This window comes from Rhodanobacter umsongensis, assembly GCF_042654965.1.
Taxonomy (GTDB): Bacteria; Pseudomonadota; Gammaproteobacteria; order Xanthomonadales; family Rhodanobacteraceae; genus Rhodanobacter; species Rhodanobacter umsongensis.
Genome location: NZ_JBHSMK010000005.1, coordinates 292,213 through 314,332, shown reverse-complemented (window position 1 = coordinate 314,332; position 22,120 = coordinate 292,213). Strand labels below are relative to the sequence as shown.

Genomic DNA, 22,120 nt, shown 5'->3' with positions numbered 1-22,120 from the left:
GGGCATTGTCGGGGCAGTTTTCTTCCTGACAGCGTTGACCAGCGTAGCCCTGGTGTGGTGGTTGGATCCCGCACTGCATGGGGTGTTTGATCCCGGATTGTTGTGGCGTAATGCGTTGCCGGTGTTCCTGGTCTTCCTATTGATCTACGGCCTTAGTGGTCGCGCGCTGCTGACTTTGGTCCTGGCTGGCGCCCTCTTGGTGCTCGTGTTCGATGTAAACGCAATCAAGGAACTCAATCTGAATTCGCCCATATTGCCGGGTGATTTTGCGCTCTGGCACCAGGTGCTGCATAACATAGGCTTCTTCGCGAACTACGCTGGGCAACATTTCTTCCTGTTGCTGGCGCTGCTGGCGCTGCTGGCGTTTGGTGCAGTGCTGGGGGTGGCCTGGCGTTTGGATCGCCGCTGGTGGCGGGCACATTGGCTGATTCGTACGGCATGGGCGGTGTTGTCGCTGACAGTCATCGTCACCTTGTATCGAGGCAATAGTGTCTGGCGGGATGTCTACGCGGACGAGTCACTGCCTGGCTTCCAGCTGTCGGATCCGATTGCGAGCGTGAAGCAGGTTGGTGTTATGGCGGAACTGGTGCGGATGTCTCAAGAAGCGCAAACCTCGGTACCGAAGGCCGACCAGTCGCTCATCTCTGAATTCGCCGCGCGTCACTCCGAGGACATGAATTCGCGCGTGGCGCGCCAGCCGCCGACCGAACTGCCGGATATCGTGATGGTGCAGAGCGAGGCCTTCTTCGACCCCGGCGTGATGAAAGGAGTCGACTTCAGCAAGTTCGTGCCGAATTTCGAACGCCTGGCCGCCACCGGGATCGGCGGCAGCTTGATCACTCCAACCTACGGCGGCGGCACCATCCGTACGGAGTTCGAGACGCTCACCGGCTATCCGATGCAGGCATTTCCCTCCATTCTCTATCCATATTATGGGCTGGCCAGCGCGTGGATGCCGAGCGTGCCACGTCGGCTGGAAGCCCTTGGCTATTCGACGACGCTGTTCCATCCGTTTCGCGGCAGCTTCTGGAACCGCCGCCAAGTGATGCCCCAACTCGGATTCCAGCAAAGCTACTACCTGAAGTCTTTTGCCGGTGTCGAGCACGCCGGTGTCTACGTCTCCGATCGTGCGCTGTTCGACTTCGTTCTGGCCCGCCTCGACGATGCTCAACGCGGCCCGCAATACGCGATGGTGATCACGATGGAGAACCACGGACCGTGGGATGCCGATTCGGGCATGCTGGTCAATGTACTCGACGGTCACCCCTTGCCCAGCGGGCTGTCGGCGGCGGGTAGCAGGGAAATGACCTATTACCTCTCCCACCTGGTCAATGGCGATCAGGCGCTGGGCGACTTCGCGAAACGCCTGCTTGCCCGACCGCGTTGGACAATGCTGCTTTTCTATGGAGATCACCTGCCTTCGCTTCCGCATGCGTTTGCAGATTTGGGTTTTGACGATGGTAACCAGGGCATTAAGCAACACACCCGCTATATGCTGGTATCCAATCGGCCGCTGGTCCAGCGCAAACTAGATCTCAGTTCTTACGAACTGCCGGCACTGTTGTTCGACACGGTGGGATTGCCCGAGGACGGTTATCTGGCGCTGGATTCCGTGGTTCGGCAAGCCTGGGAACAGGGTCACTACCAGCATGGTGCCGATTATGGCCAGGTGCAGTTCAACGCGGCGCAGCTGGAGGTGGGCTGCGGGCACAAACTGGATGCGGCAGGACGCTGCGGTGAGAGCCGCGCGCAATCTCCCAATCGAGCGTCTTCGGCACCTGTGGCGGGAGAATGAATGCTTGTTACATCCATGTAATCCATGGCGTCATGCGATGATTCTGCCCCGCAAACCCATTAGCGTCCGCAATCGATGACCCTGCCGAATATGCGCATTCTTCTTGTCGCTTACGACTATCCTCCGCTGAATTCCCCGCAGGCAATTCGTTGGTATTATCTCAGCCGCGAACTGGTGCATCTTGGTGTGGAGCTGCATGTGCTCGCACCGGATCTCTCGGCACGTGACGGAAACAGCCTCGGTGTACCAACTGGCGTCACGATGCATCGCTGTAATGCTGGTGGCATGGCGGGATGGCTTTGGCGTCGGCAGCAAGCGCGTCTGTCGGCAACAGTCTCCGAATCACCGCTGTCCACAGCTGCAAGAGCGAGCCGTGTCGGTCCGGCCACGTTGAACTGGAAGGGACGCCTGCACCACCGATTGGAGCGATATGTGGGTCATTGGATTTACCCCGATAGTCGTGGACAGTGGCGTGCTTCTGCCGGTGCAGCTCTTGAGGAACTGATCGATACCATCAGGCCAGATGTTTTGATTTGCTCACACGAACCCGCTGTTACATTGCAGCTCGGTCTGCAGGTAGCGGGGCGCGTGCGGGCTTGGCTTGCTGATCTTGGAGACCCGGTGTTAGCCGGGTACACCCCAAAGCGTTGGCGACGTCGAGCTGGTGAATTGGAGGCCCAGGTATGTCGCGCCGCTACCCTGATCAGTGTAACTACCGCCAGTACCCGCGAGTTGCTGCTCGCGCGGCACGCCGTGGATCCGTCGAAAATTTTCGTGATCAGTCAGGGGTTCGACGATACCTTTTCACCCGCTATCGATTTCGCGCGCAAATCCCATTCAGGGGAACTGCATTTGCTTTATACGGGGCGGTTCTATTCCTTCCGGGATCCAACTGCATTGCTCGAAGCCGTGCTTGAGTTGAAGCAGATCAGACTGACCATTGCTTCGCCGGAAGTTAAGCCGGGATATCTGGCGTACGCCGCGCGAAGCGATGGTCGAATAGCTTTCTTGGGTGAACAACCGCATGCCGAGGTACTCAAGTTGCAGCAGGAATGCGATGTTCTAGTGAATATCGGCAACGCGCTCAGCGCACAGACTCCAGGCAAACTTTACGAGTACCTGGGTAGTGGCAAGCCAATCCTGCATTGCTATTCGGTAGACGATGATCCAGCCATAGGACTGCTTGATGAATGGCACCGCGGCTGGTCGTGTGCAAACGATCTGGCCAGTCTGCGAACTTTGCTGACTGCGCTCATCGAGACCCCAGAGCGGTTGTACGCAAGCCTCGTGAAGGAGGAAACCAGCGCCGTATCGGCTTACGGTTGGTCGAATCTTGCCCGCCGTCTGCTTGCCCGCTGTCAGCAGGCAGTTCAGGCGGAAGAAAGCTAGAACACCAGTCCTTTCAGTTCGGACGCTACCCGCCGCAGCCAATGCTAGCGTCTGTCAATGGTTTAAACACACGTACATCTCTCGGAAACCTCGCTAAACTTCGCAGCTTGAGGCGGTATTTCCATTGATGGACCTCGCGCGTTGGGATCGGGTGTCATCGTCGGCCGGAAATAGTTGGGGAATTTCGTGATAATGATTAGGGAAGAATACCTCTTGTCAAAGACATCGTCGGCACGCTCTATGTGGGTGCGCGTGATTGCATGGGGCGTCGCCGTGGCCGCGTTCCTGAACACGCTTTATTACGTTTTGCGTACATCAAATCCAGTTATCCGATCAGACGCATGGTATTTCCTGGATACTTTTCTGAGCAAGGCTGCAGGCGGCAATCTTGAATTCGCCGATTTCTTTGTGAAACGTACTGGTGACGATCACGCACAACCTCTTCTTAAGCTATTGCTGCTGATCGAATCGCGTTACTTCAGCCTGGATTTCGTAATGGAGGCTGCAATGGGGGTGCTTGCTGCAGCCGTGTGCACGCTCATCCTTTATCGATTTGTGATGACGGGCAGACGTCATGATGCAACAGACAACAAGCGCTACTTGGCTTGGTCCGCAATGTGCGCATTGCTGCTCTCGCTGAACGCAGTTGGCATTTGGACTTGGTCTCTTGTTGCCGTTGGTTACGTCACCTTGATTCCAATCTTGTTATTCATGGGAGCGGCGTGGCATGCCCAATACAGCCGGCGCTATGTTGCCTTGATCGCCGCGACTTTGTTGCTAGGTATCATTGCAGATGACAGTGCGATAATTGCAGTGATGGCGGCCATCCTGGCATTGCTGCTGGTGTCATTTCGAGACGGTTCGCCACGTACCGGCATTTGGCGAACGATCATTGTGATCGTTGTATGCCTCGCAGTAGTGAGAATTGGCTACAGCTTTGCCCCGGTGACAGGAGGAGCTTCAGGCCCCTCGATTTCAGATCAGGTGTCGAAACTGGTCGGACGCCTGTCAGTGGGCGACTGGTGGAAATGGTTCGTGCTTCCGCTGTCATTGCCCGTGGTATATGAATTCCCTGGTCGAATGATCTCCTCATGGGCACTGTGGCCGTTTGTGAGGACGACAGTGGTTACGTTCCTGCTGGTGGCACACGTTGCATTCTGGTGGCGCGCATGGCGCGGAAGATACAACCTACCGATGTTTGTTGCAGTGTGTTTGATGCTGCTCTCATATGTCTGGCTGGCAGGCATCTTGCTGGTGCGGGTTTCCTATTTCGGTAGCGATTATCTATATCAGGATCGATATATACAGTTATTGCAGTTCAATTTGGTCGCGCTATTGCTCATGTGGGCGGCGGCCAGCAAGTCGGAGCCGAAAAAGAGCTCGTGGCGCTACGCCCTTTTCACAGTGCTTCCGACCGTCGGCTGCCTCGCGTTGCTGCTCGTCCAGATTCCACTGTCCTATGACGGGTGGAAGCGCCGGCGATATTTGCCCCATTACTACCAGCAGATGGCCATTCAGATCGGCCAGTTAGCCGAAGACCCCGCAGACACGGAGGGATGCCTACCAGAACTGGTTGTCTGTGGTTGGCCACTGGAAAAGCGTCGTCAATTGGTGCAGTTTCTACGGACGAATCAACTTAATGTGTTTTCGCCTACGCTACAGGCACGCTACGGTTACTTGCCCCGATTACCTACAGTTGGTATCGCTCCGCCAGCGCGCCCACTGACACCGCCGCCAAGCAACGACCACCAATGATGACCGACGCTGTCAAGCCATCGCGTTTCCCCAAGCCTTGGTTGAATCTTGTTACACACAGGAATTTGGCGATCGTTGTAGTGTTGTTGAGCGTCTTCGCCCGTGCCGCGGCTTTTTGTCTCGAAGCCCACATCGACTTCAATCTTTGGGACGAGGGATACCTCTGGTACGGCGTACAACGCACACTGCTCGGGGAGGTTCCGATCAGGGACTTCATGTCTTACGACCCTGGTCGGTATTACTGGGCAGCAGCTCTGTTGTGGCCGCTGCACACCGACGGCATCGTGGCAGTCCGCGCTGCCACTGCTGCATTTTCCATGCTAGGCGTAGTGGCTGGCACCCTGTTGGTGCTGCGCGAGTCGGTAGGCGGCAAAGCGGTGCGCATCGGGTGGTGTGTATTTGCAATAGTCATGTTTCTGCTGTGGCTAGTGCCATGGTGGAAAGGCTATGACGCCGCAATTTCCATTCTCCTTGTCGCGAGTCTGGCCAGATTTCTGGCGCGCCCCAGTGCCGCACGCTTCTTCGTTCACGGAGTAGTAATTGGTTTGGCGGCAGTGCTGGGGCGTAACCATGGACTCTACGGTGCCATCGCCTGTCTGCTTGTGGTTCCAGTACTTCTGTTTAATCGCCCCAAGCTGCTATGGCATCGCTGTATTCCGGCGTGGTTTGGAGGTTTGTTGGCAGGTTACAGCCCGATGTTGATCGGGCTCGTGGTGGATCACCGCTTTGCAGCCAGGGTCTGGGAGGGCATCCGTTTCATCCTTTTCGAGTACAAGGGAACCAATCTGCCCCTCCCCATCCCATGGCCCTGGGTACATCACGGTAGCGGTGGGTCCGCTTTCGTGGTCGCAAGGGAATTGTTGATCGGCAGCTTGTTCGTGGCGCTTCCGGCAATGTGCATTGGTGGTGTGTTGTTCGTCCTTCGGCAGGCGCGTCGTGAGCGAAGCGTTGGAAATCCGGTCTTCGTCGCTTGTGTCGCGACAGGCATCCCCTATCTCAATGTGGCGTTCTCCCGGGCAGATGTTGCGCATCTAGCGCAGGCGATATTCCCGTTCATCATTGGATTGATTCTTTGTCCGGTGCAAGGCCGGGCTAGAACCGTTTTTCACTGGGTGGCTCTTCCACTTCTGGGGATAGCGACGTTAGCGGCAACGCTACCTCTGCATCCTCGGTTTCAAATGCAGGACCACGGGTCGAACGCGTGGCAGAATATTGATGTCAGGGGTGACAGATTGCTCGTGGCGCCGTCGACGGCCGCTACGATTGAGGATGTTCAGGGCTTGGCAAGGCTTTACGTACCTACCGGGCGGAATATATTCACCGCACCCGTATGGCCTGGGGCTTTCGCTCTGCTTGGGGCCAGGTCAGCTGTATGGGAGACCTATCCGCTTTTGCCGCGCAGTGCCGTGTTCCAGCAGCAGGAAATAGAACGCCTCCGGCGGGCGGATCCAGCAATGCTGTTAGTCTACGATATTGCCGTGGACGGACGAGATGAACTCCGCTACGAGCGGACCCATACACTGATGTGGCAATTCATCGATGCGAATTATCGAAAAGTCCCGTCACCAGCGAGTCTCGCTTATTTGCACGCATATATTCCAAAGACCAAATAGTAGTAGAGGTAAGAGAGAGCTCGCGACCAGCAATGCGGACTCAGTAGATGAGCTTATTTCTTGCGGCGCAGCTGGCCGAGCAAGGGGACAAGACAAGCTAGGCCGATGACGGCCATCATGGGGGTAAGCAGTCGGATTGCAATCGCTCCGATTTCGGCATCGGCTGCCGATACACCCAGCCAAAGGAGCACGCTTCGACTACCCAGTTCGGAGACACCCAACCCGCCCGGAGTCATGCTGGCGACAACAACGAGCATGACCCCACCAAGAAGGATGGCCGCCTGGGTAAGGTCCAGTGGGACATTCATGGCGTGCGTCGCGACCCACCATAAAACCACGTACAGCAGCCACAGCGGAATGGTGAGCACTGCCGCCATCACAACGCGCGGTGCATGGCGCAGCACTTCGGTATAGGGCAATAATTTCTCTGGCAGGCGGATGGATCGGCAGAGCAGGCTCAACACGAGGCAGCCGCCCAGTGGCAGCAACAAGGTCAGAGGTGCCAGCCAGGCGTAGCCTAGATGTATCGCCAGCCCACCCAGCCCAATGCTGCAAAGCGTGCCCAGGTCGAGTAGCCGCTCGAGAAAAAAAGCCGATACGCCCAGCCTCCAGCCCTTGCCGTGGTGATCCGGAATCATGCGTATCTTGATCACTTCCCCGATCTGGAACGGTGTAAGCGAAGCTAGTCCGGCGGCGGCACCGTTGGCGCAGAAAGACTGCCACAAGTTGGTGCGCCCAGTACGGATGCCCAGCACCACTAACCAGCGCCAGCCGCGCATCGCCGAGGTCGCGAGCAGCAACGGTATGCCCCCTCCCAGCAGGAGTCCGACATGAAGCTTGGTCAGGGCGAGGCCGATCGTGCGCCAGTCAAACAAATGCACAGTGGCCGCTACGCATACCAGCACTATGATCATGACCAACGCATTGCGCAGAAGCCGCCTCATCGGGATCACGTCGACAAGATGGTCGTGGCGGCCGCCGTGACTTGATCAAGCTCATCTTCGAGACCCACCCAGAACGGCAGGCGGACGAGCCGGGAGCTAGCCATGTTGGTATGTGGCATCGGCCCAGGGGTACGCGCGAACTGTTCGCCGGCAGGGGAACTGTGCAGCGGAATGTAATGGAATACCGTTCCGATCCCTGCTGCCTTCATTCGCTCGATAAAGGAGGTGCGCTCCTCCAGACCCGCCAGCAACAGGTAGTACATGTGGGCATTGTGGATGCAGTCGGTGGGGATCATGGGGCGCCGCACTATGCCCGAAGCCTCAAGCGGCGCAGCCCAGGCGTGATAACGGTCCCAGATCGCCAGGCGCCTTGCGGTGATCTCGCCGGCGTGCTCCAGCTGCGCAGCCAGGAAGGCTGCAATCAGTTCGCTGGGCAAATAGGACGAGCCGATGTCCACCCATGTGTATTTGTCCACCTGTCCGCGGAAAAACCTGCTGCGATTGGTACCCTTCTCGCGAATGATCTCTGCGCGTTCCACTAGAGCAGGGTCATTGATCAGCAGCGCACCACCTTCACCAGCGATCACGTTTTTCGTTTCGTGGAAGCTCAACGCGGCCAGGTCACCGATGCTGCCTAGCGGCCGACCCTTGTAGGTGGAAAAGATACCTTGCGCAGCATCTTCTACTACCTTGAGGCCGTGGCGCCTGGCAATCGCCATGATCGGATCCATCTCGCAGGCGACGCCGGCGTAATGCACCACGCAGATGGCTTTTGTACGAGCGGTAATGGCGGCCTCGATGAGGTTTTCGTCGATGTTGAGCGTATCCGGGCGAATGTCGACGAACACAGGCACCGCTCCCCGCAATACGAAGGCATTGGCAGTGGAAACGAAGGTGAAGGAGGGCATGATGACCTCATCGCCCGCTTGCAGATCCAGCAGCATGGCCGCCATTTCAAGCGCTGCCGTGCAAGAATGTGTAAGCAGCACCTTGGCACAGCCGATGTTCGCTTCTAACCATGCGTTGCAACGCTTGGTGAAAAGACCGTCACCAGATAGGTGGCCGTTTGCGTGTGCTTGCTTTATGTTTTCAATTTCCGAGCCCACCAGGAACGGACGGTTAAATGGAATGTTCATGCTTCTTCCTGCCCCTGAGCGATTTGGCTGCTGACTGGAGCGTCACGGTAGCCCCATATATAGTTTCCTGCGTTTGGACCAGTATTGAATATCAGATCAAGGACGCTGACATTGTGTTCGAATGGTCCGTGCAGTTGTGAATAGATTGGATAGCTTGAATAATCTTGATACAACAATTTAATCGAATGCTGTGCGAAAATGTCGGGATCGATATAGTTGCTTGCTGACGGCCCCGAAAGATATTCAGTGGCATTGATCGCAGTTAGTAGGTTCAATAAACGCTCTTGCTTTGTTCCTGGTGCAACGAAGTTCCGTGAGTCTCGGAATTCGGTCGCAATTCCCAAAATTTCCGTTGAGATTGATTTGATCATGTGTTGATTGAATTCCGACAGCGAAATCCATTTCTGGCCAAGATATATATTCTCGAAAAATTCTCGATATGTCTTGAACCATGGCGTCTTGGCGTAACTTTGGCTGATGCTGGCCCAATGCTTCTTCTGCCAATCGCTCGAAGCCAACTCGACTTCACAGATAAGGCGGTCGATCCGCGTGCCGGCGGGAATGCTTAGCCACACGAGACCGTTAGCCGTCTTTATACGATTTCGTGTACGCCAGTCTTGCCGCGTGAATTGCACGTCATCATAAAAAATGAAGGTGTCGACATTACGAATGATGTCGAAATAGCCCTTCCATGGGATGTAGCTCGATTGAATGATGGCGACACGATGACCGGTCATTGATTTCCCAGATTTAAGGTGTGATACGCGAGGCGAGTCAAGCTTCCGGCCTGCGTCGGGTCCACCGCGAAAGCATGGGGACGAATGAGCTTTCCGGAACCACGCCGTAATCGACGACCGCAGTACCGGCTCCAATGAAGCTCGATCCACCGATGTCCGCGTGGCCGCATATTGTGGTGTTGGGCGACAAGAAAGTATTCCGCCCGATCGTGGCGTCGTGGTTTACACACGCGCCCGGCCATAGCACCGCAATGTCATGGATCCTTGCCCGCACGTCGACAATGGCTCCTGCCATCACCATGACACCTTCACCCATGCACACATCCCGAGCGATGTAGGCGCGAGGGTGAATCAAGGGGGGCGCGAGATAACCCTCCTCGCGCAACGCAAGCCAAGCGGCAATGCGGGCAGGAAGATTTTTGTATCCGATGGCCATGGCAATGGAATGGCTTTGCGGCGGATGACTCTGACGGATACTCTGCGACGAACCAACGACGTTCGGGCCATGATTGAAGTCGTCGACGAACCCGGCAACTTCATGGCCGCAGTCGCTCGCGAGGGCCGCCACCGTGCGGGCGAAATCTTGTGAGCCATAGATCAGCAGCTTCATGGGTTTAACGTGTCGTGCGCAATCAGGAAAAGCGGTTTGTGCGACGATTTGAAATTGATTCGTCCGATATATTGGCCAATGACGCCCAGTACCAAGAGCTGGAGACCTCCAAAAAAAACAATGCCTGCCATGAGCGAGGTGTAGCCCGAAGTTGTGATGTTGCCGATTAGCCGGGCCACAACGATGGAAACGAGCCAACCAAAACCCAATAATGAGCTGAAAATCCCAAGCCAGGACGCGAGGCGAAGCGGCAGATCGGAGAACGTGATCAGAATATTGATGGTGTGGACAATCAGCTTGCGCACTGTGTAGGTGCTGCTGCCGTGCGCCCGGTCATGATGCGGAACATCGATCTTTGCGTAGCGGCTGGTAAGCCAAGACAGATAGCCATCGACAAACGGGAAGGGCGAATCAAAACTTATCAATGCGCGCGCGATCGACCCACGTATCAGGCGAAAGCTAGTGTATTCGTAGTTGAGCGAAGGAATAGCTGCTCGGAAGATACGTCGTGCGATTTCCGAGGTGGCATTACGCCACCAGCGGTGGCTGCGCTGCGGGAACACGCCATAGACAATGTCGTGTCCCTCCTTGCCTTTGGCCAACAATGCGGGAATAGATTCAGGTGGCTGCTCAAGATCATCGTCGATCGTCAACACCCACTCACCGCACGCTCGTGCAATGCCGCACAAAGTAGCTGCATGCTGCCCAAAATTCCGGCTCAGTCGAATGCCTCGCACCGCGCTGTGCGCAGCAGCGAGCTGTTCGATCAGAGCCCACGAATCATCGCCGCCACAGTCCTCCACCAACAGGATTTCGAACGAAATACCGTACTCGAGACAGGTGGCGATCAGGCGTGAGCAGAGCTCATCTAGCGATTCTCTGCCCCGGTAAACGGGAACGACGATACTGAGGACGGGAACTTCGATAGTTTCCATGGCAATTTCCAAATGCGATGCGAAGTTCGCAACGCGGCCAAAAGTTATGGTTTGTCGAAGTCTCATTAGCAGTTCGAGGTGGAGATCGCCAAGTACCGGCTTGCCACTGTTTACCGGGTCAACCCAACGCGGCTTCCAACTCTGGAATGATCTTGAACAGATCCCCCACGAGACCAAAGTCGGCAATCTCGAAGATCGGCGCCTCGCCATCCTTGTTGATCGCCACGATGGTGCCGGCATCCTTGATGCCGGTGAGGTGCTGGATCGCCCCGGAGATGCCGATGGCCATGTACAGCTCGGGGGCGATGATCTTGCCGGTCTGGCCGACCTGCAGGTCGCTCGGCACGTAGCCGGCGTCGACGGCGGCGCGAGACGCGCCCACGGCGGCGCCGACCCTGTCCGCGAACTTGAAGATGATGTCGAAGTTTTCCTTCGAGCCGACGCCACGGCCGCCGGAGACGACCTTGCTGGCGCTCTGCAGGTCGGGCCGATCGCTGCTGCCCTGCTTCAACTCGATGAAGCGGGTATGTGTGGGCAGGGTCGCGTCGACAGCCAGCGCTTCGACCGGTGCGTTGCCGGCGCCGGTGGCGGCGGCCGGCCATGAGGCCGAGCGGATCGTGGCGACCACGGTATGGTTCGCATCGGCCTCGACCGTGATGATCGCGTTGCCCGCGTAGATCGGGCGCTTGAAGGTGTGTGCGGCTTCCACGCTCATCACGTCGCTGACCTGGGCCACGCCGAGCAGGGCGGCGACGCGCGGGGCAACGTCCTTGCCGAACGTGGTGGACGGCACGAACACGTGGCTGTAGCCGGCAGCGGCCTTGGCGATCTGCGGCGCCAGCACAGCGGCCAGCGGGTGAGCGTTCTCGGCTCGGGCGATAGTGAGCACGCGGCTTACGCCATCGATCTTCGCGACCTCGGTGGCGATCGCGTCGACGCTGTCAGCGAGTACCAGCACGTCGATCGCTTCGCCCTTCACCGCGATGGCGGCGCTTACGGCGCGCGCGGTGGAGGAGTTGAGTTTGCCGCCGAGGTGTTCGGCGAGGACCAGGATCTTGCTCATGTGTGTCTCCGAAGCTTTTTTTGTAGGAGCCCGCCTGCGGGCGATGCTTCCGCTCTGGATCTCGAAAGAAGGAGCATCGCCCGCAAGCGGGCTCCTACATACGGGAATGGGGTTACAGCAGGCCTTTCTGCTTCAGCGCCGCGACCAGCTCGGCCGCGTCCTTCACCATCACGCCCTTGCTGCGTTTGGCAGGCGCAGCGTAGTGCGCGGTCTTCAGATGATCGTGCGCCTCGACGCCGAGCGAGCCGAACTCGATCGTGTCGATCGGCTTGGACTTCGCCTTCATGATGTCCGGCAGCTTGATGAAGCGCGGCTCGTTGAGGCGCAGGTCAGTGGTGATCACCGCCGGCAGTTCCGCCTCGATCACTTCCAGGCCAGCGTCGACCTCGCGGGTTACCGTGGCCTTGCCGTCAGCGATGTCGACCTTGCTGGCGAACGTGGCCTGCGGGCGATCCCACAGCGCGGCGAGCATCTGGCCGGTCTGGTTGGCGTCGTCGTCGATCGCCTGCTTGCCCAGGATCACCAGCCCCGGCTGTTCCTTCTCGATCAGCTTGAGGAACACGCGAGCGGCGGTCAGTGGCTGCACGGCGTCGCCGGTGACCACGTGGATGGCGCGGTTGGCGCCCATGGCCAGGCCATTGCGCAGGTGCGCGGTGAGATCGGCCGGGCCGATGCCGACCACGATCACTTCCTCGGCCACACCTTTCTCGCGCAGGCGCAGTGCCTCCTCCAGTGCGATGTCGTCGAACGGGTTGGCGGACAACTTGACGCCGTCGGTGACCACGCCGCTGCCGTCGGACTTCACCTGGATGCGCACGTTGTAATCCACGACGCGTTTGTAGCCGACCAGAATTTTCATTCGCGATTCCTTTATTGACGTCCGCAGGACTCCGCGGACCTACATCTGTTCAGACCGCTATTCTAACCGAGGCGACCCAGACTATCGTGAGCCGTATAGAACCGGGTCGTGCATGGCATTCAGGCCAACAAACGCTGCAAAGTACGGCGTGCCGTTTCGAACGAGAAGTGCTGACGCACGTTTTCGATGCCGGCATCGGATATCCGTAGCCATAAGGCCTGGTCCTCATGCAGTCGAAGCGCTGCCAGGGCGAACGCCTCGGCCTGGGCAGCCAACAGCACGTTCTCTCCGTCGACGAGGTACATGCCTTCGGCGGCCATGGGCGTGGCCACTACAGGCAGGCCATGGCTCATGGCCATGTTGACCTTGCCCTTGACCCCGGCTCCATAGCGTAATGGAGCCAACGCCACGCGACAGCCTTCCATCCATGGGGTCAGATCGTCGACGCGTCCGTGGATTTGCACACCGGGGCGAGCGAGCGATTCGCGCGCCGCCAAGGGCATGTCGCCGATCAGGTGCAGCACGATATCGGCCCGCCTCTGGCGGATGCGCGGAAAGATTTCCTCGATCAGCCAGTGCACTGCGTCCACGTTAGGTGGGTGGCCGAAGCCGCCAACGAAAACCAGGCCATGGCGGCCGGCGAAATCGCCCCGACGCTCGTGGACTTCATGCACGTTCGATAGCAGTTCCACCTGCGCCTGCGGCAGCTCGTCGCGAAGAAGAAGGTATTCCACCGGGCTGACCACCAAGCTCGCATCGCTGGCACGCATCAACGCCAGCTCTTGCTGGCGCGAGCGCTTTGCCTGTCTCGCCAGCGACACGTTGCCGGTGTGGGCGGCGGCTCGTTGTTCGCGAAGAAAATGCAGGTCAACCGTGTCAAAGATCACTTTCGCCCTGGGTGCGCGCCGACGCACGAGCGGAAGGTAAGCCTCGGCCACGTAATGCCTGCAAAGCATTACCGCATCCAGCCCGGCACCGTGGCGCGACAGCCAGGAGGACAGAGGAGGAGATGATGGCTTGCATAAGACTTGGACACCCAGGCGACCCAGCAACGCGATCTCCGTGCCTGAGGCCCTGCGGTTGTTGGCCATGAAGGTTATCCGCCAGTCCAGTTCATGCAGCAGCCGCATGATATTGATCAGGCGTAGCGATCCGGAATCGCGCGAAGGATCAGGTGCGAGCGCATCCACGATGAGTATGTGCCGCGCGCCGGGGCGCTGGATGGCCTGTTCCGCCGGCAAAGTCGGGCGAGGCTGCCGCGTCAGCGCATCTTTCCACTTTTCGACGAATTTGACGCGGTTGATCGACTGGTAGCGCTTGGCACCCGCGAAGGGATCCAGCCCGGAGCTGATGCCTTCGCAGTGCACTATCAGGCTGGCCGGTTGGTAGATCACGCGGCGTCCGGCAGCGCGCGCGGCAAAAGCCAAGTCCATGTCCTCGCAGTAGGCCGGTGCATAGCGCCTATCGAAGCCACCGATGGCATTGAACAGGTCGGCCGCGATCATCAGCGACGCGCCGGAGACGTAATCGACATCGCGGCGGTAAAGAAAGCGCGGATCGTCGCGCTTTTCGAAGCGCCCGTATGTCCACGCTTCGCCATTGCCATACACAATGCCGCCGGCCTCTTGGAGGCGTCCGTCGGGATAGGCGAGTCGGCTGCCAGCAATGCCGCAATTTTCCTCTTCGACAAAACAGGCGAGAAGTTCGTCGAGCCAGCCTTCCGTGACCTGGGTGTCGTTGTTGAGAAACAGCATGAATGCGCCGCGGGCGATTTCGGCACCGGCATTGCAACTGCCGACGAAGCCCAGATTGGCCGCATTGCGCAGCAACCGCACGCCTTCGATCCGGGAGAGCACATCGGCGCTGTCATCGGGTGAGGCGTCGTCGACCACGATCACCTCGAATGGCGCCGCGGCACCGTGGCGCTCTATCGATCGGAGGCAGGCCAGGGTATGGGAAAGTTTCCCGTGGATCGGGATGATTACCGATACTCGTGGACTATCGCTGCGTGGTACGCCGCTTGGCGCCACGAGGTCCAGCGGTTCGAGCTTCCAGACCAGATCGGCAGTCGGATGTTGACGCAATTCCTGCGCTATGCGCCATAGCGTACCCTTGAATCCCCGCTGGGTCATGCTGCCAAAAACACGTTTGAGCAGATAGCGCAGCCGCTGCCACCGCCATCGCATGTTACCGCCCAGGGCAATCAATCCTTTCATGGCAGAAGGCATTGCCAGTGGCCACTGAACTGATGGATGTACCGAATTTCATGCTCGTGAAAGTGTCCTGTATGCGTGTTCAATGCAGTCTGCGCTTCAGATTCGGTGTGCGGCAAGAAGGCAGCTCGCGCCAAACCTGAGCTGTTCACCCCTGCGAATTTTGCTGGCTTCGCGCGCCAGTAGTTTGTTCAGCAAGCCTACGACCGGGCCGCTCTTCGCACCGTGTTCCGCTTCGGTGGACAGCACCGCCTTGCGCCCCAGTCCCAGCCTAAACGGAATTGCGCGGAACAGAACTTGCGGCAGCACCAATGGGCCAAAGAAATAACTCAGGTAGTCGATTTCAAAAAGGCCCTCCAACAAAACTTGCAGACTCCGTTCTGTATGCCGACGAAAATGGCCGGCGTCTATATCGGCCCGTGACCAGAGCCAGCCGTGACAAGGGACGGTCAGATAAAGGCGGCCGCCCGTCTTGAGTAGTGGTGCCATTTTCTCCAGAAATGCGCGGTCACCTTCGATATGTTCTACGACATCGAACATACCCATGGCGTCGATGCTTTGCGGAGCGAAATTCGCATCCTCCACCGTGCTGGAAATGACCTGGGGTAGTCCACGCTGCTTGTGCGCATTCAGCGCGCCGGCATAGCCCGGTTCCACCAAGGCGACATCAAATCCTCGCTCGGCAAGCATTTGCGAAACGTAACCGTTGCCGCCGCCAATATCGAACAGCGCGCCGTCGAAGGGGTGTCGCGAAATCATCGCCCCAATGCATTCGTTGCGATGCTTGAACCAGAATGATCGATCCTCGACCTGGAAGCAGTCCATGTGACCTTCAGTGGGATAAGAGACGTTGCGTGATTCAGACGCCACATAGATGCCGTCGGCGTTGCGGATAAGCGTGTTGCTGAAATCTTCGATTCGCATATTTTCTTCCGCTGGAAAAGCGTGTCGCGGCAAACCTACAGATTCTGATAATTCGGCCCCGAGCCGCCTTCCGGCGTGACCCAGGTGATGATCTCGTACGGATCCTTGATGTCGCAGGTCTTGCAGTGCACGCAGTTGGCCGCGTTGATCTGCAGGCGCTTGCCGGCCGCGTCGTCGACGATCTCGTAGACGTTGGCGGGGCAGAAGCGGGTGCAGGGGTTGTCGTATTCGGTGGTGCACTGATCGATGCAGATATTCGTGTCGGCCACGTGCAGGTGGATCGGCTGGTCTTCGTCGTGCTCGGTGGCGGCGAAGTAGACGCCGGCCAGGCGGTCGCGCGGGGCCAGCGTGCGTTGCACGTAGTCGCGCTTTGGTTCCTCCTGCGCGCCGAGCTTGTGCAGTGAAGACCAGTCGGCCTTGTTCTTCAGCGTCCACGGCGACAGGCCGAAAGTGACGGTTTCCCACGCCGCGTTCAACAGGCCGTACCACAGCCCTTTCTTGAACCCGGGCTTGATGTTGCGCACCTTCTTCAGTTCGGCCATCGCGCTGGAACCACGCAGCTTCGCGTCGAAGCCGGCAGCGTCCAGGCCGTTCGCGGCGAGATGTTCGGCGGCCAGCATGCCGCTGCGGATCGCCTGGTGCGTGCCCTTGATCTTGGGCACGTTGAGCAGGCCGGCGGTGTCGCCGATCAGCAGCGCGCCGGGCATCTCGCATGTCGGCAGCGACTGGTAGCCGCCGGTGACGATGGCGCGCGCACCGGCGGAGAGGATGGTGCCTTCCTCCAGCAACGGTTTCACCATCGGATGGTTCTTCCACTGCTGGAAGGCTTCCCACGGCTTGTATTCCGGGTCGCTGTAGTCGAGTCCGCTGATGTAGCCGAGCGCGATGCGGTCCTTGTCCAGGTGATACAGGAAGCTGCCGCCGTAAGTGTGGTTGTCGGCGGGCCAGCCGATGCTGTGCACGATCTTGCCCGGCGAGACGCGTCCGGCGGGCACCTGCCACAGTTCCTTGATGCCGATCGAGTAGCCCTGCGGATCGCTGTGCTGATCCAGCTGGAAGCGCTTGATCAGCTGCTTGGTCAGGCTGCCGCGGGCGCCTTCGGCCAGCACGGTGACTTTCGCCTTGATGTCGATGCCTTCGGTGTAACCCGGCTTGTGCGTGCCGTCGCGGGCTATGCCCATGTCGCCGATGCGCACCCCGGCGACCGAGCCGTCTTCGTTGTAGATGGTGTCGGCGGCGGCAAAGCCGGGGAATACGTCGACGCCCAGCGCCTCGGCCTGCGGCGCAAGCCACGCGCACAGCGCGCCCAGCGAGACGATGAAGTTGCCATGGTTGCGCATGCCTGGCGGCACCGGCAGCTTGGTGCCGCCGCTCTTGCTGAGCAGCCAGAACTCGTCCTTGCCGGCGGGCACGCAGATCGGCGGCGGGTTGTCGCGCCAGCCCGGCAGCAGGGCATCCAGCGGCTGCGGTTCGATCACTGCACCGGACAGGATCTGCGCGCCGATGGCCGAGGCTTTCTCGATCACGCACACATTCACTTCAGGCTTCAGCTGCTTGAGGCGGATCGCGAACGACAGTCCGGCCGGCCCGGCGCCGACCACGACAACGTCGTATTCCATGGTTTCGCGTTCGCTCATGGCGGACTCCATCATGTGTGAGTTGCTGCACGCGGTGCCATGCGTGGAGGTATGGATCAGGCCATCATTGTCCGGTTTCGCGTGCTGCGCGGCAACGCGTGCTGCGCCACCGCTTGCAATCGTTTCACCGGACGCGGCGATAATCGGGACAAATCCGAAGGAGTGTTCATGAATTCGATGCCGCCGATCGCCGATCTCGACCTGCGCCGCGCTTCGCTGTGCCAGTTGCTGCACTGGCTGGCGGTGGGACGCGTGCAACCGCAGGCGCTGGCCGATGCCTACCAGACGGCGATCGAACGACTCAATCCCGTGCTCAATGCCTATGTCGACGTGCGCTATGGCTTGCTGCAGGAGCAGGCGCACATGGCCGATCGTCGTCGCCGCGACGGCGTGATCGGTCGGCTGGACGGCATCCCGCTGGCGTTGAAGGACAACTTCGACATGGCCGGCTGGCCGACCCGGGTCGGTCTGCCCGGACGCGAGAAGGCCGTGGAAGGCGATGCGCATGTGGTGGCTCGCCTGCGCGCATCCGGGGCGGTGCTGGTCGGCAAGACCAACATGGACGAAGGTGCGCTGGGTGCGGTTACCGACAACCCGCACTTCGGCGCCACCCACAATCCGCACCGGCACGGCTACACCGCCGGCGGTTCCTCCGGTGGCGCAGCGGCCGCGGTGGCGGCGGGTCTCGCGGTGGCTGCGGTGGGTTCGGACAGCCTCGGCTCGATCCGCATCCCGGCCAGCTATTGCGGCGTGTATGCGCTGAAGCCCACGCATGGGGAGATCTCCGCGCGCGGCCTGGTGCCGGCGGCGCGCCGCCTCGATGCGGTGGGTCTGCTGGCGCGCAGCGCGGACGACCTCACCGTGTTGCTGCAGGTGCTGGCTGGCTACGACGCCGACGATGCGCGTTCGCGTCGGCGCCGGGTGGCATTCGCGTTGCCGGACTGGGAGCCGGGCAACCTGCGCGCGGGCCTGTTGCCGGATCTGGCGGCGGTCGGCGTGCAGCCGGAGGTGATCGAGGTGTTCGAGGCGGCCATGGCGAAATTGCCGCACGCGCTGGGCGATCGTCGCACGGTCGACTTCGCCGACTGGGATTTCGCGCGCACCCGCCGCGCCGGCCTGCTCTTGATGGAAGCGGAGATGCTCGGCACCTTCGCCGCGGACCTGGCCAATACCGAGCATCCGGTATCGGAGCGTTTCCGCCGCATGCTCGGCTACGCCGCCGGCAAGGGTGCGGCCGATTACGCGGTGGCCGATCGCGTACTCGACGCGGCCACCCTGAAGATGCGCCGGCTGTTCTCCCAGGTCGACGTGCTGGTGCTGCCGACCACGCCGCAGGGCGCGTTCCCGCTGGATGGCCCGGTGCCCGATTCGCAGGCCGACCTCACCAGCTTTGCGAGCCTGGCCGGCTGCCCGGCGGTCAGCCTGCCGATGGGCAGGTTGCCCAATGGCATGCCGGTCGGCTTGCAGCTGGTCGGGGCGCGCGGCTCGGATCTGCGCCTGCTGGAACTGGCGGCGGTGTGTGCGGCGACGCTGGATGTCGAGCCGACCTATCCGGTAATGGCCTGATGATCGCGTAAGATGTCAGGCCGATACCACGAGTCGACGATCCGCCGCGGCGGCATAGAGTTTCCTGAATCCTTTCTGGCATGACGACAGCATCCCCGGCATTACCCTCCCACCTCGACGATCTCGAGGCCGAAAGCATCCATATCTTTCGCGAAGTAGTGGCCGGCTTCCAGCGTCCGGTGATGCTGTACTCCATCGGCAAGGATTCGTCGGTGCTGCTGCACCTGCTGCGCAAGGCGTTCTTCCCGGCGCGGCCGCCGCTGCCGCTGTTGCATGTCGATACCACCTGGAAGTTCCGCGAGATGATTGCGTTCCGCGATGAGGTGGCGGCGGCCGGCGACGTGGACGTGCTGGTGCATGTCAACGAGGACGGCGTGCGTGACGGCATCTCGCCCTTCACGCACGGGGCCACCGTGCACACCGACATCATGAAGACCATGGCGCTCAAGCAGGCGCTGGACAAGTACCGGTTCGATGCGGCCATCGGCGGCGCGCGGCGTGACGAGGAGAAGTCGCGCGCGAAGGAGCGCATCTTCTCGTTCCGCAACGCGCAGCATCGCTGGGACCCCCGTAACCAGCGGCCGGAGTTCTGGCACACGTACAACACGCACATCCGCAAGGGCGAGAGCGTGCGGGTGTTTCCGCTGTCCAACTGGACCGAGATGGATGTGTGGCTGTACATCCAGCGCGAACACATTCCGGTGGTGCCGCTGTATTTTTCCAGGTCCCGTCCGGTGGTCGAGCGCGACGGTGCGCTGATCATGGTCGACGATGATCGCTTCGTGTTGCGCGAGGGCGAAGCGGTGCAGATGCGTGAGGTGCGTTTCCGCACATTGGGCTGCTACCCGCTGACCGGCGCGGTGGAGTCCTCGGCCGACACGCTGGCGAAAATCATCGACGAAATGGCCAGCTCGCGCAGTTCCGAACGGCAGGGTCGGGTGATCGACCAGGATCCCACCGCGTCGATGGAGCGCAAGAAGCAGGAAGGCTATTTCTGATGGTGGCGTCAAACCAGGCAGTCGATGTTGTACCCGCAAAGGGCTTGCTGCGCTTCATCACCTGCGGCAGCGTGGATGACGGCAAGAGCAGCCTGCTTGGGCGGCTGCTGTATGACGCCGGCATGCTGCCGGACGATCAGCTGGCGGCACTGGTGCGCGACAGCCGTCGCCAGCACGCCGGCGCCGGCGATCTGCTCGATTTCTCGCTGCTCACCGATGGCCTGGATGCGGAGCGCCAGCAGGGCATTACCATCGACGTGGCGTACCGCTACTTTCATACCGCACGGCGCAGCTTCATCGTGGCCGACTGCCCGGGCCACGAGCAGTACACGCGCAACATGGCTACCGGCGCCTCCAACGCCGAGCTGGCGGTGGTGCTGGTCGACGCGCGCAAGGGCGTGCTGACGCAAACGCGACGACACACTTATATATGCAGCCTGCTGGGCATCCGCCAGGTGGTGCTGGCCGTCAACAAGATGGATCTGATCGACTACGACCAGTCCGCCTATGCCGCGATCGCCGCGGAGTATCGCGAGCTGGCGCAAAGCCTCGGCATCGTGGACGTGCATTGCCTGCCGGTGGCGGCATTGACCGGCGACAACGTGGGCACGCGTTCGGCGCGGATGCCGTGGTACGCGGGCGACAGCCTGCTCGAGTTGCTGGAGTCGATCGACGCCGTGCCGTTTCGTGCCGCCGATTTCCGCATGCCCGTGCAGTGGGTGAATCGTCCGGATCATTCGTTCCGCGGCTATGCCGGCACGATCTGCGGCGGTCGCGTGGCTTGCGGCGATGAGGTGGTGGTGCAGCCAGGCGGGCAATGTGCGCACGTGGAGCGCATCGTCACCGCCGACGGCGATCTGCCAAGCGCGGTGGACGGACAGGCGGTGACGCTGTGCCTGGATCGCGAGATCGACGTGACTCGCGGTGACGTGATCGCCGATGCCCTGCGCCCCACGGCCGTCGCCGACCAGTTCACCTGTCACCTGCTGTGGATGGGCGATGCGGCGCTGCTGCCCAACCGCACCTACTTGCTGAAGATCGGTACGCGCACGGTCAATGCGCGGGTGATGTCGATCAAGCACAAGGTGGACGTCAACAGCCAGGCCCGGCTCGCTGCGCGCCACCTCGCGCTCAACGAAGTGGGCTACTGCACGCTGGGGCTGGACGACGCCATCGCGTTCGAGGCCTACGCCAGCAACCGCACGCTGGGCGGCTTCATCCTGATCGATCGCCAGAGCAACGCCACGGTCGCGTGCGGGATGCTGGATTTCGCGCTGGGCCGATCGACCAACGTGCACTGGCAACATGTCGACATCGACAAGGCCGTGCGCGCCGCCAGCAAGGGGCAGCATCCACTGTGCCTGTGGTTCACCGGCCTTTCCGGCGCCGGCAAGTCCACCGTGGCCAACCTGGTCGAGCGCCGGCTGCACGCGGCCGGCTACCACACCTATCTGCTCGATGGCGACAACGTGCGCCATGGCATCAACAAGGATCTGGGCTTTACGCCGGAAGATCGCGTCGAGAACATCCGCCGCATCGCCGAGGTGGCCCATCTGATGGTGGATGCGGGGCTGATCGTGCTGGTCAGCGCGATTTCGCCGTATCGCAGTGAGCGGCGTTCAGCGCGCGAGCTGTTCACCCAGGCGGAGTTCATGGAGGTCTTCGTGGACACGCCGCTGGAGGAGTGCGAAAGGCGCGATCCCAAAGGCCTCTACCGCAGGGCACGCGCGGGCACGATCCGCAACTTCACCGGCATCGACGCGCCGTACGAAAGGCCGGAAGCGCCGGACATCCATCTGCTGGCCAGCGGACAACGGGCCGAACAACTGGCCGAGCAGGTCACCGCACGGGTGCTAGCGAGCCTCGGCGGCGCCGACGCGGACAGCTGACGCGGATTCTCGCATCGCTTGGATTGCCCCGCCGCGGCGGCGATAATGCAGACCTTT

The 22,120-nt window shown here is 60.3% G+C and carries 17 protein-coding genes; 7 read left to right on the top strand and 10 right to left on the bottom strand.

Going from position 1 to position 22,120, the window contains the following annotated elements; translation table 11 throughout:
- The first annotated feature begins 61 nt into the window (after positions 1-61).
- From ACFPME_RS10560 to ACFPME_RS10545, 4 genes are all read left to right on the top strand, one after another.
- Positions 62-1,795 carry an LTA synthase family protein gene (locus tag ACFPME_RS10560; RefSeq protein WP_377304966.1) on the top strand — a complete coding sequence of 578 codons (1,734 nt, stop codon included), beginning with the start codon at positions 62-64 and terminating at the stop codon, positions 1,793-1,795.
- A 75-nt stretch (positions 1,796-1,870) separates the two neighbouring features.
- Entirely contained in the window at positions 1,871-3,184 is a 1,314-nt protein-coding gene (locus ACFPME_RS10555) for a glycosyltransferase (protein ID WP_377304964.1), read from the top strand.
- Between the two features lie 273 nt (positions 3,185-3,457).
- Positions 3,458-4,939, top strand: coding sequence for a hypothetical protein (locus ACFPME_RS10550; RefSeq protein ID WP_377304962.1), 1,482 nt, complete (start codon positions 3,458-3,460; stop codon positions 4,937-4,939).
- Positions 4,939-6,552: a hypothetical protein gene (locus ACFPME_RS10545; protein ID WP_377304960.1), complete on the top strand. Its 1,614-nt coding sequence runs from the start codon at positions 4,939-4,941 to the stop codon at positions 6,550-6,552. Before ACFPME_RS10550 ends, ACFPME_RS10545 begins: the two co-directional genes overlap by 1 nt.
- A 53-nt stretch (positions 6,553-6,605) precedes the next feature.
- Here the strand turns inward: ACFPME_RS10545 and ACFPME_RS10540 are convergent, their stop codons facing one another.
- The 10 genes from ACFPME_RS10540 to ACFPME_RS10495 form a co-directional block, all read right to left on the bottom strand.
- Positions 6,606-7,466 (bottom strand): lysylphosphatidylglycerol synthase transmembrane domain-containing protein, encoded by an 861-nt coding sequence (locus ACFPME_RS10540; protein WP_377304958.1) that lies wholly within the window; start codon positions 7,464-7,466, stop codon positions 6,606-6,608.
- A 35-nt stretch (positions 7,467-7,501) separates the two neighbouring features.
- Positions 7,502-8,632: a dTDP-4-amino-4,6-dideoxygalactose transaminase gene (gene rffA / locus ACFPME_RS10535; protein WP_377304956.1), complete on the bottom strand. Its 1,131-nt coding sequence runs from the start codon at positions 8,630-8,632 to the stop codon at positions 7,502-7,504.
- Positions 8,629-9,369: a WbqC family protein gene (locus ACFPME_RS10530; RefSeq protein ID WP_377304954.1), complete on the bottom strand. Its 741-nt coding sequence runs from the start codon at positions 9,367-9,369 to the stop codon at positions 8,629-8,631. The genes rffA and ACFPME_RS10530 overlap by 4 nt, the downstream gene beginning before the upstream one ends.
- A gap of 37 nt (positions 9,370-9,406) precedes the next feature.
- On the bottom strand, positions 9,407-9,979 hold the full coding sequence (locus tag ACFPME_RS10525) for a PglD-related sugar-binding protein (protein ID WP_377304952.1): 573 nt from the start codon (positions 9,977-9,979) through the stop codon (positions 9,407-9,409).
- Positions 9,976-10,914, bottom strand: a complete 939-nt coding sequence (locus tag ACFPME_RS10520) for a glycosyltransferase family 2 protein (RefSeq protein WP_377304950.1) — start codon at positions 10,912-10,914, stop codon at positions 9,976-9,978. The genes ACFPME_RS10525 and ACFPME_RS10520 overlap by 4 nt, the downstream gene beginning before the upstream one ends.
- Positions 10,915-11,032: 118 nt before the next feature.
- Complete coding sequence (locus tag ACFPME_RS10515) at positions 11,033-11,977, bottom strand: electron transfer flavoprotein subunit alpha/FixB family protein (protein ID WP_377304948.1); 945 nt, start codon at positions 11,975-11,977, stop codon at positions 11,033-11,035.
- Between the two features lie 112 nt (positions 11,978-12,089).
- Positions 12,090-12,836, bottom strand: a complete 747-nt coding sequence (locus ACFPME_RS10510; protein WP_377304946.1) for an electron transfer flavoprotein subunit beta/FixA family protein — start codon at positions 12,834-12,836, stop codon at positions 12,090-12,092.
- Positions 12,837-12,955: 119 nt separating this feature from the next.
- Positions 12,956-15,052 carry a glycosyltransferase gene (locus ACFPME_RS10505; protein ID WP_377304944.1) on the bottom strand — a complete coding sequence of 699 codons (2,097 nt, stop codon included), beginning with the start codon at positions 15,050-15,052 and terminating at the stop codon, positions 12,956-12,958.
- Positions 15,053-15,148: 96 nt separating this feature from the next.
- The gene (locus ACFPME_RS10500; RefSeq protein WP_377304941.1) at positions 15,149-15,973 is read right to left on the bottom strand and encodes a class I SAM-dependent methyltransferase; all 825 of its coding nucleotides are present in this window, start codon (positions 15,971-15,973) and stop codon (positions 15,149-15,151) included.
- 35 nt (positions 15,974-16,008) lie between these two features.
- The gene (locus ACFPME_RS10495; protein ID WP_377305423.1) at positions 16,009-17,622 is read right to left on the bottom strand and encodes an electron transfer flavoprotein-ubiquinone oxidoreductase; all 1,614 of its coding nucleotides are present in this window, start codon (positions 17,620-17,622) and stop codon (positions 16,009-16,011) included.
- 156 nt (positions 17,623-17,778) lie between these two features.
- Between ACFPME_RS10495 and ACFPME_RS10490 the strand changes: the two genes are divergently transcribed.
- The 3 genes from ACFPME_RS10490 to cysN all read left to right on the top strand — a co-directional run bounded on the left by ACFPME_RS10490 (position 17,779) and on the right by cysN (position 22,063).
- Complete coding sequence (locus ACFPME_RS10490; protein ID WP_377304939.1) at positions 17,779-19,176, top strand: amidase; 1,398 nt, start codon at positions 17,779-17,781, stop codon at positions 19,174-19,176.
- Between the two features lie 80 nt (positions 19,177-19,256).
- A complete protein-coding gene (cysD, locus tag ACFPME_RS10485; RefSeq protein ID WP_377304937.1) occupies positions 19,257-20,174 on the top strand; it encodes a sulfate adenylyltransferase subunit CysD in 918 nt (305 codons plus the stop codon).
- On the top strand, positions 20,174-22,063 hold the full coding sequence (gene cysN / locus ACFPME_RS10480) for a sulfate adenylyltransferase subunit CysN (RefSeq protein ID WP_377304934.1): 1,890 nt from the start codon (positions 20,174-20,176) through the stop codon (positions 22,061-22,063). Before cysD ends, cysN begins: the two co-directional genes overlap by 1 nt.
- Positions 22,064-22,120: the final 57 nt, after the last annotated feature.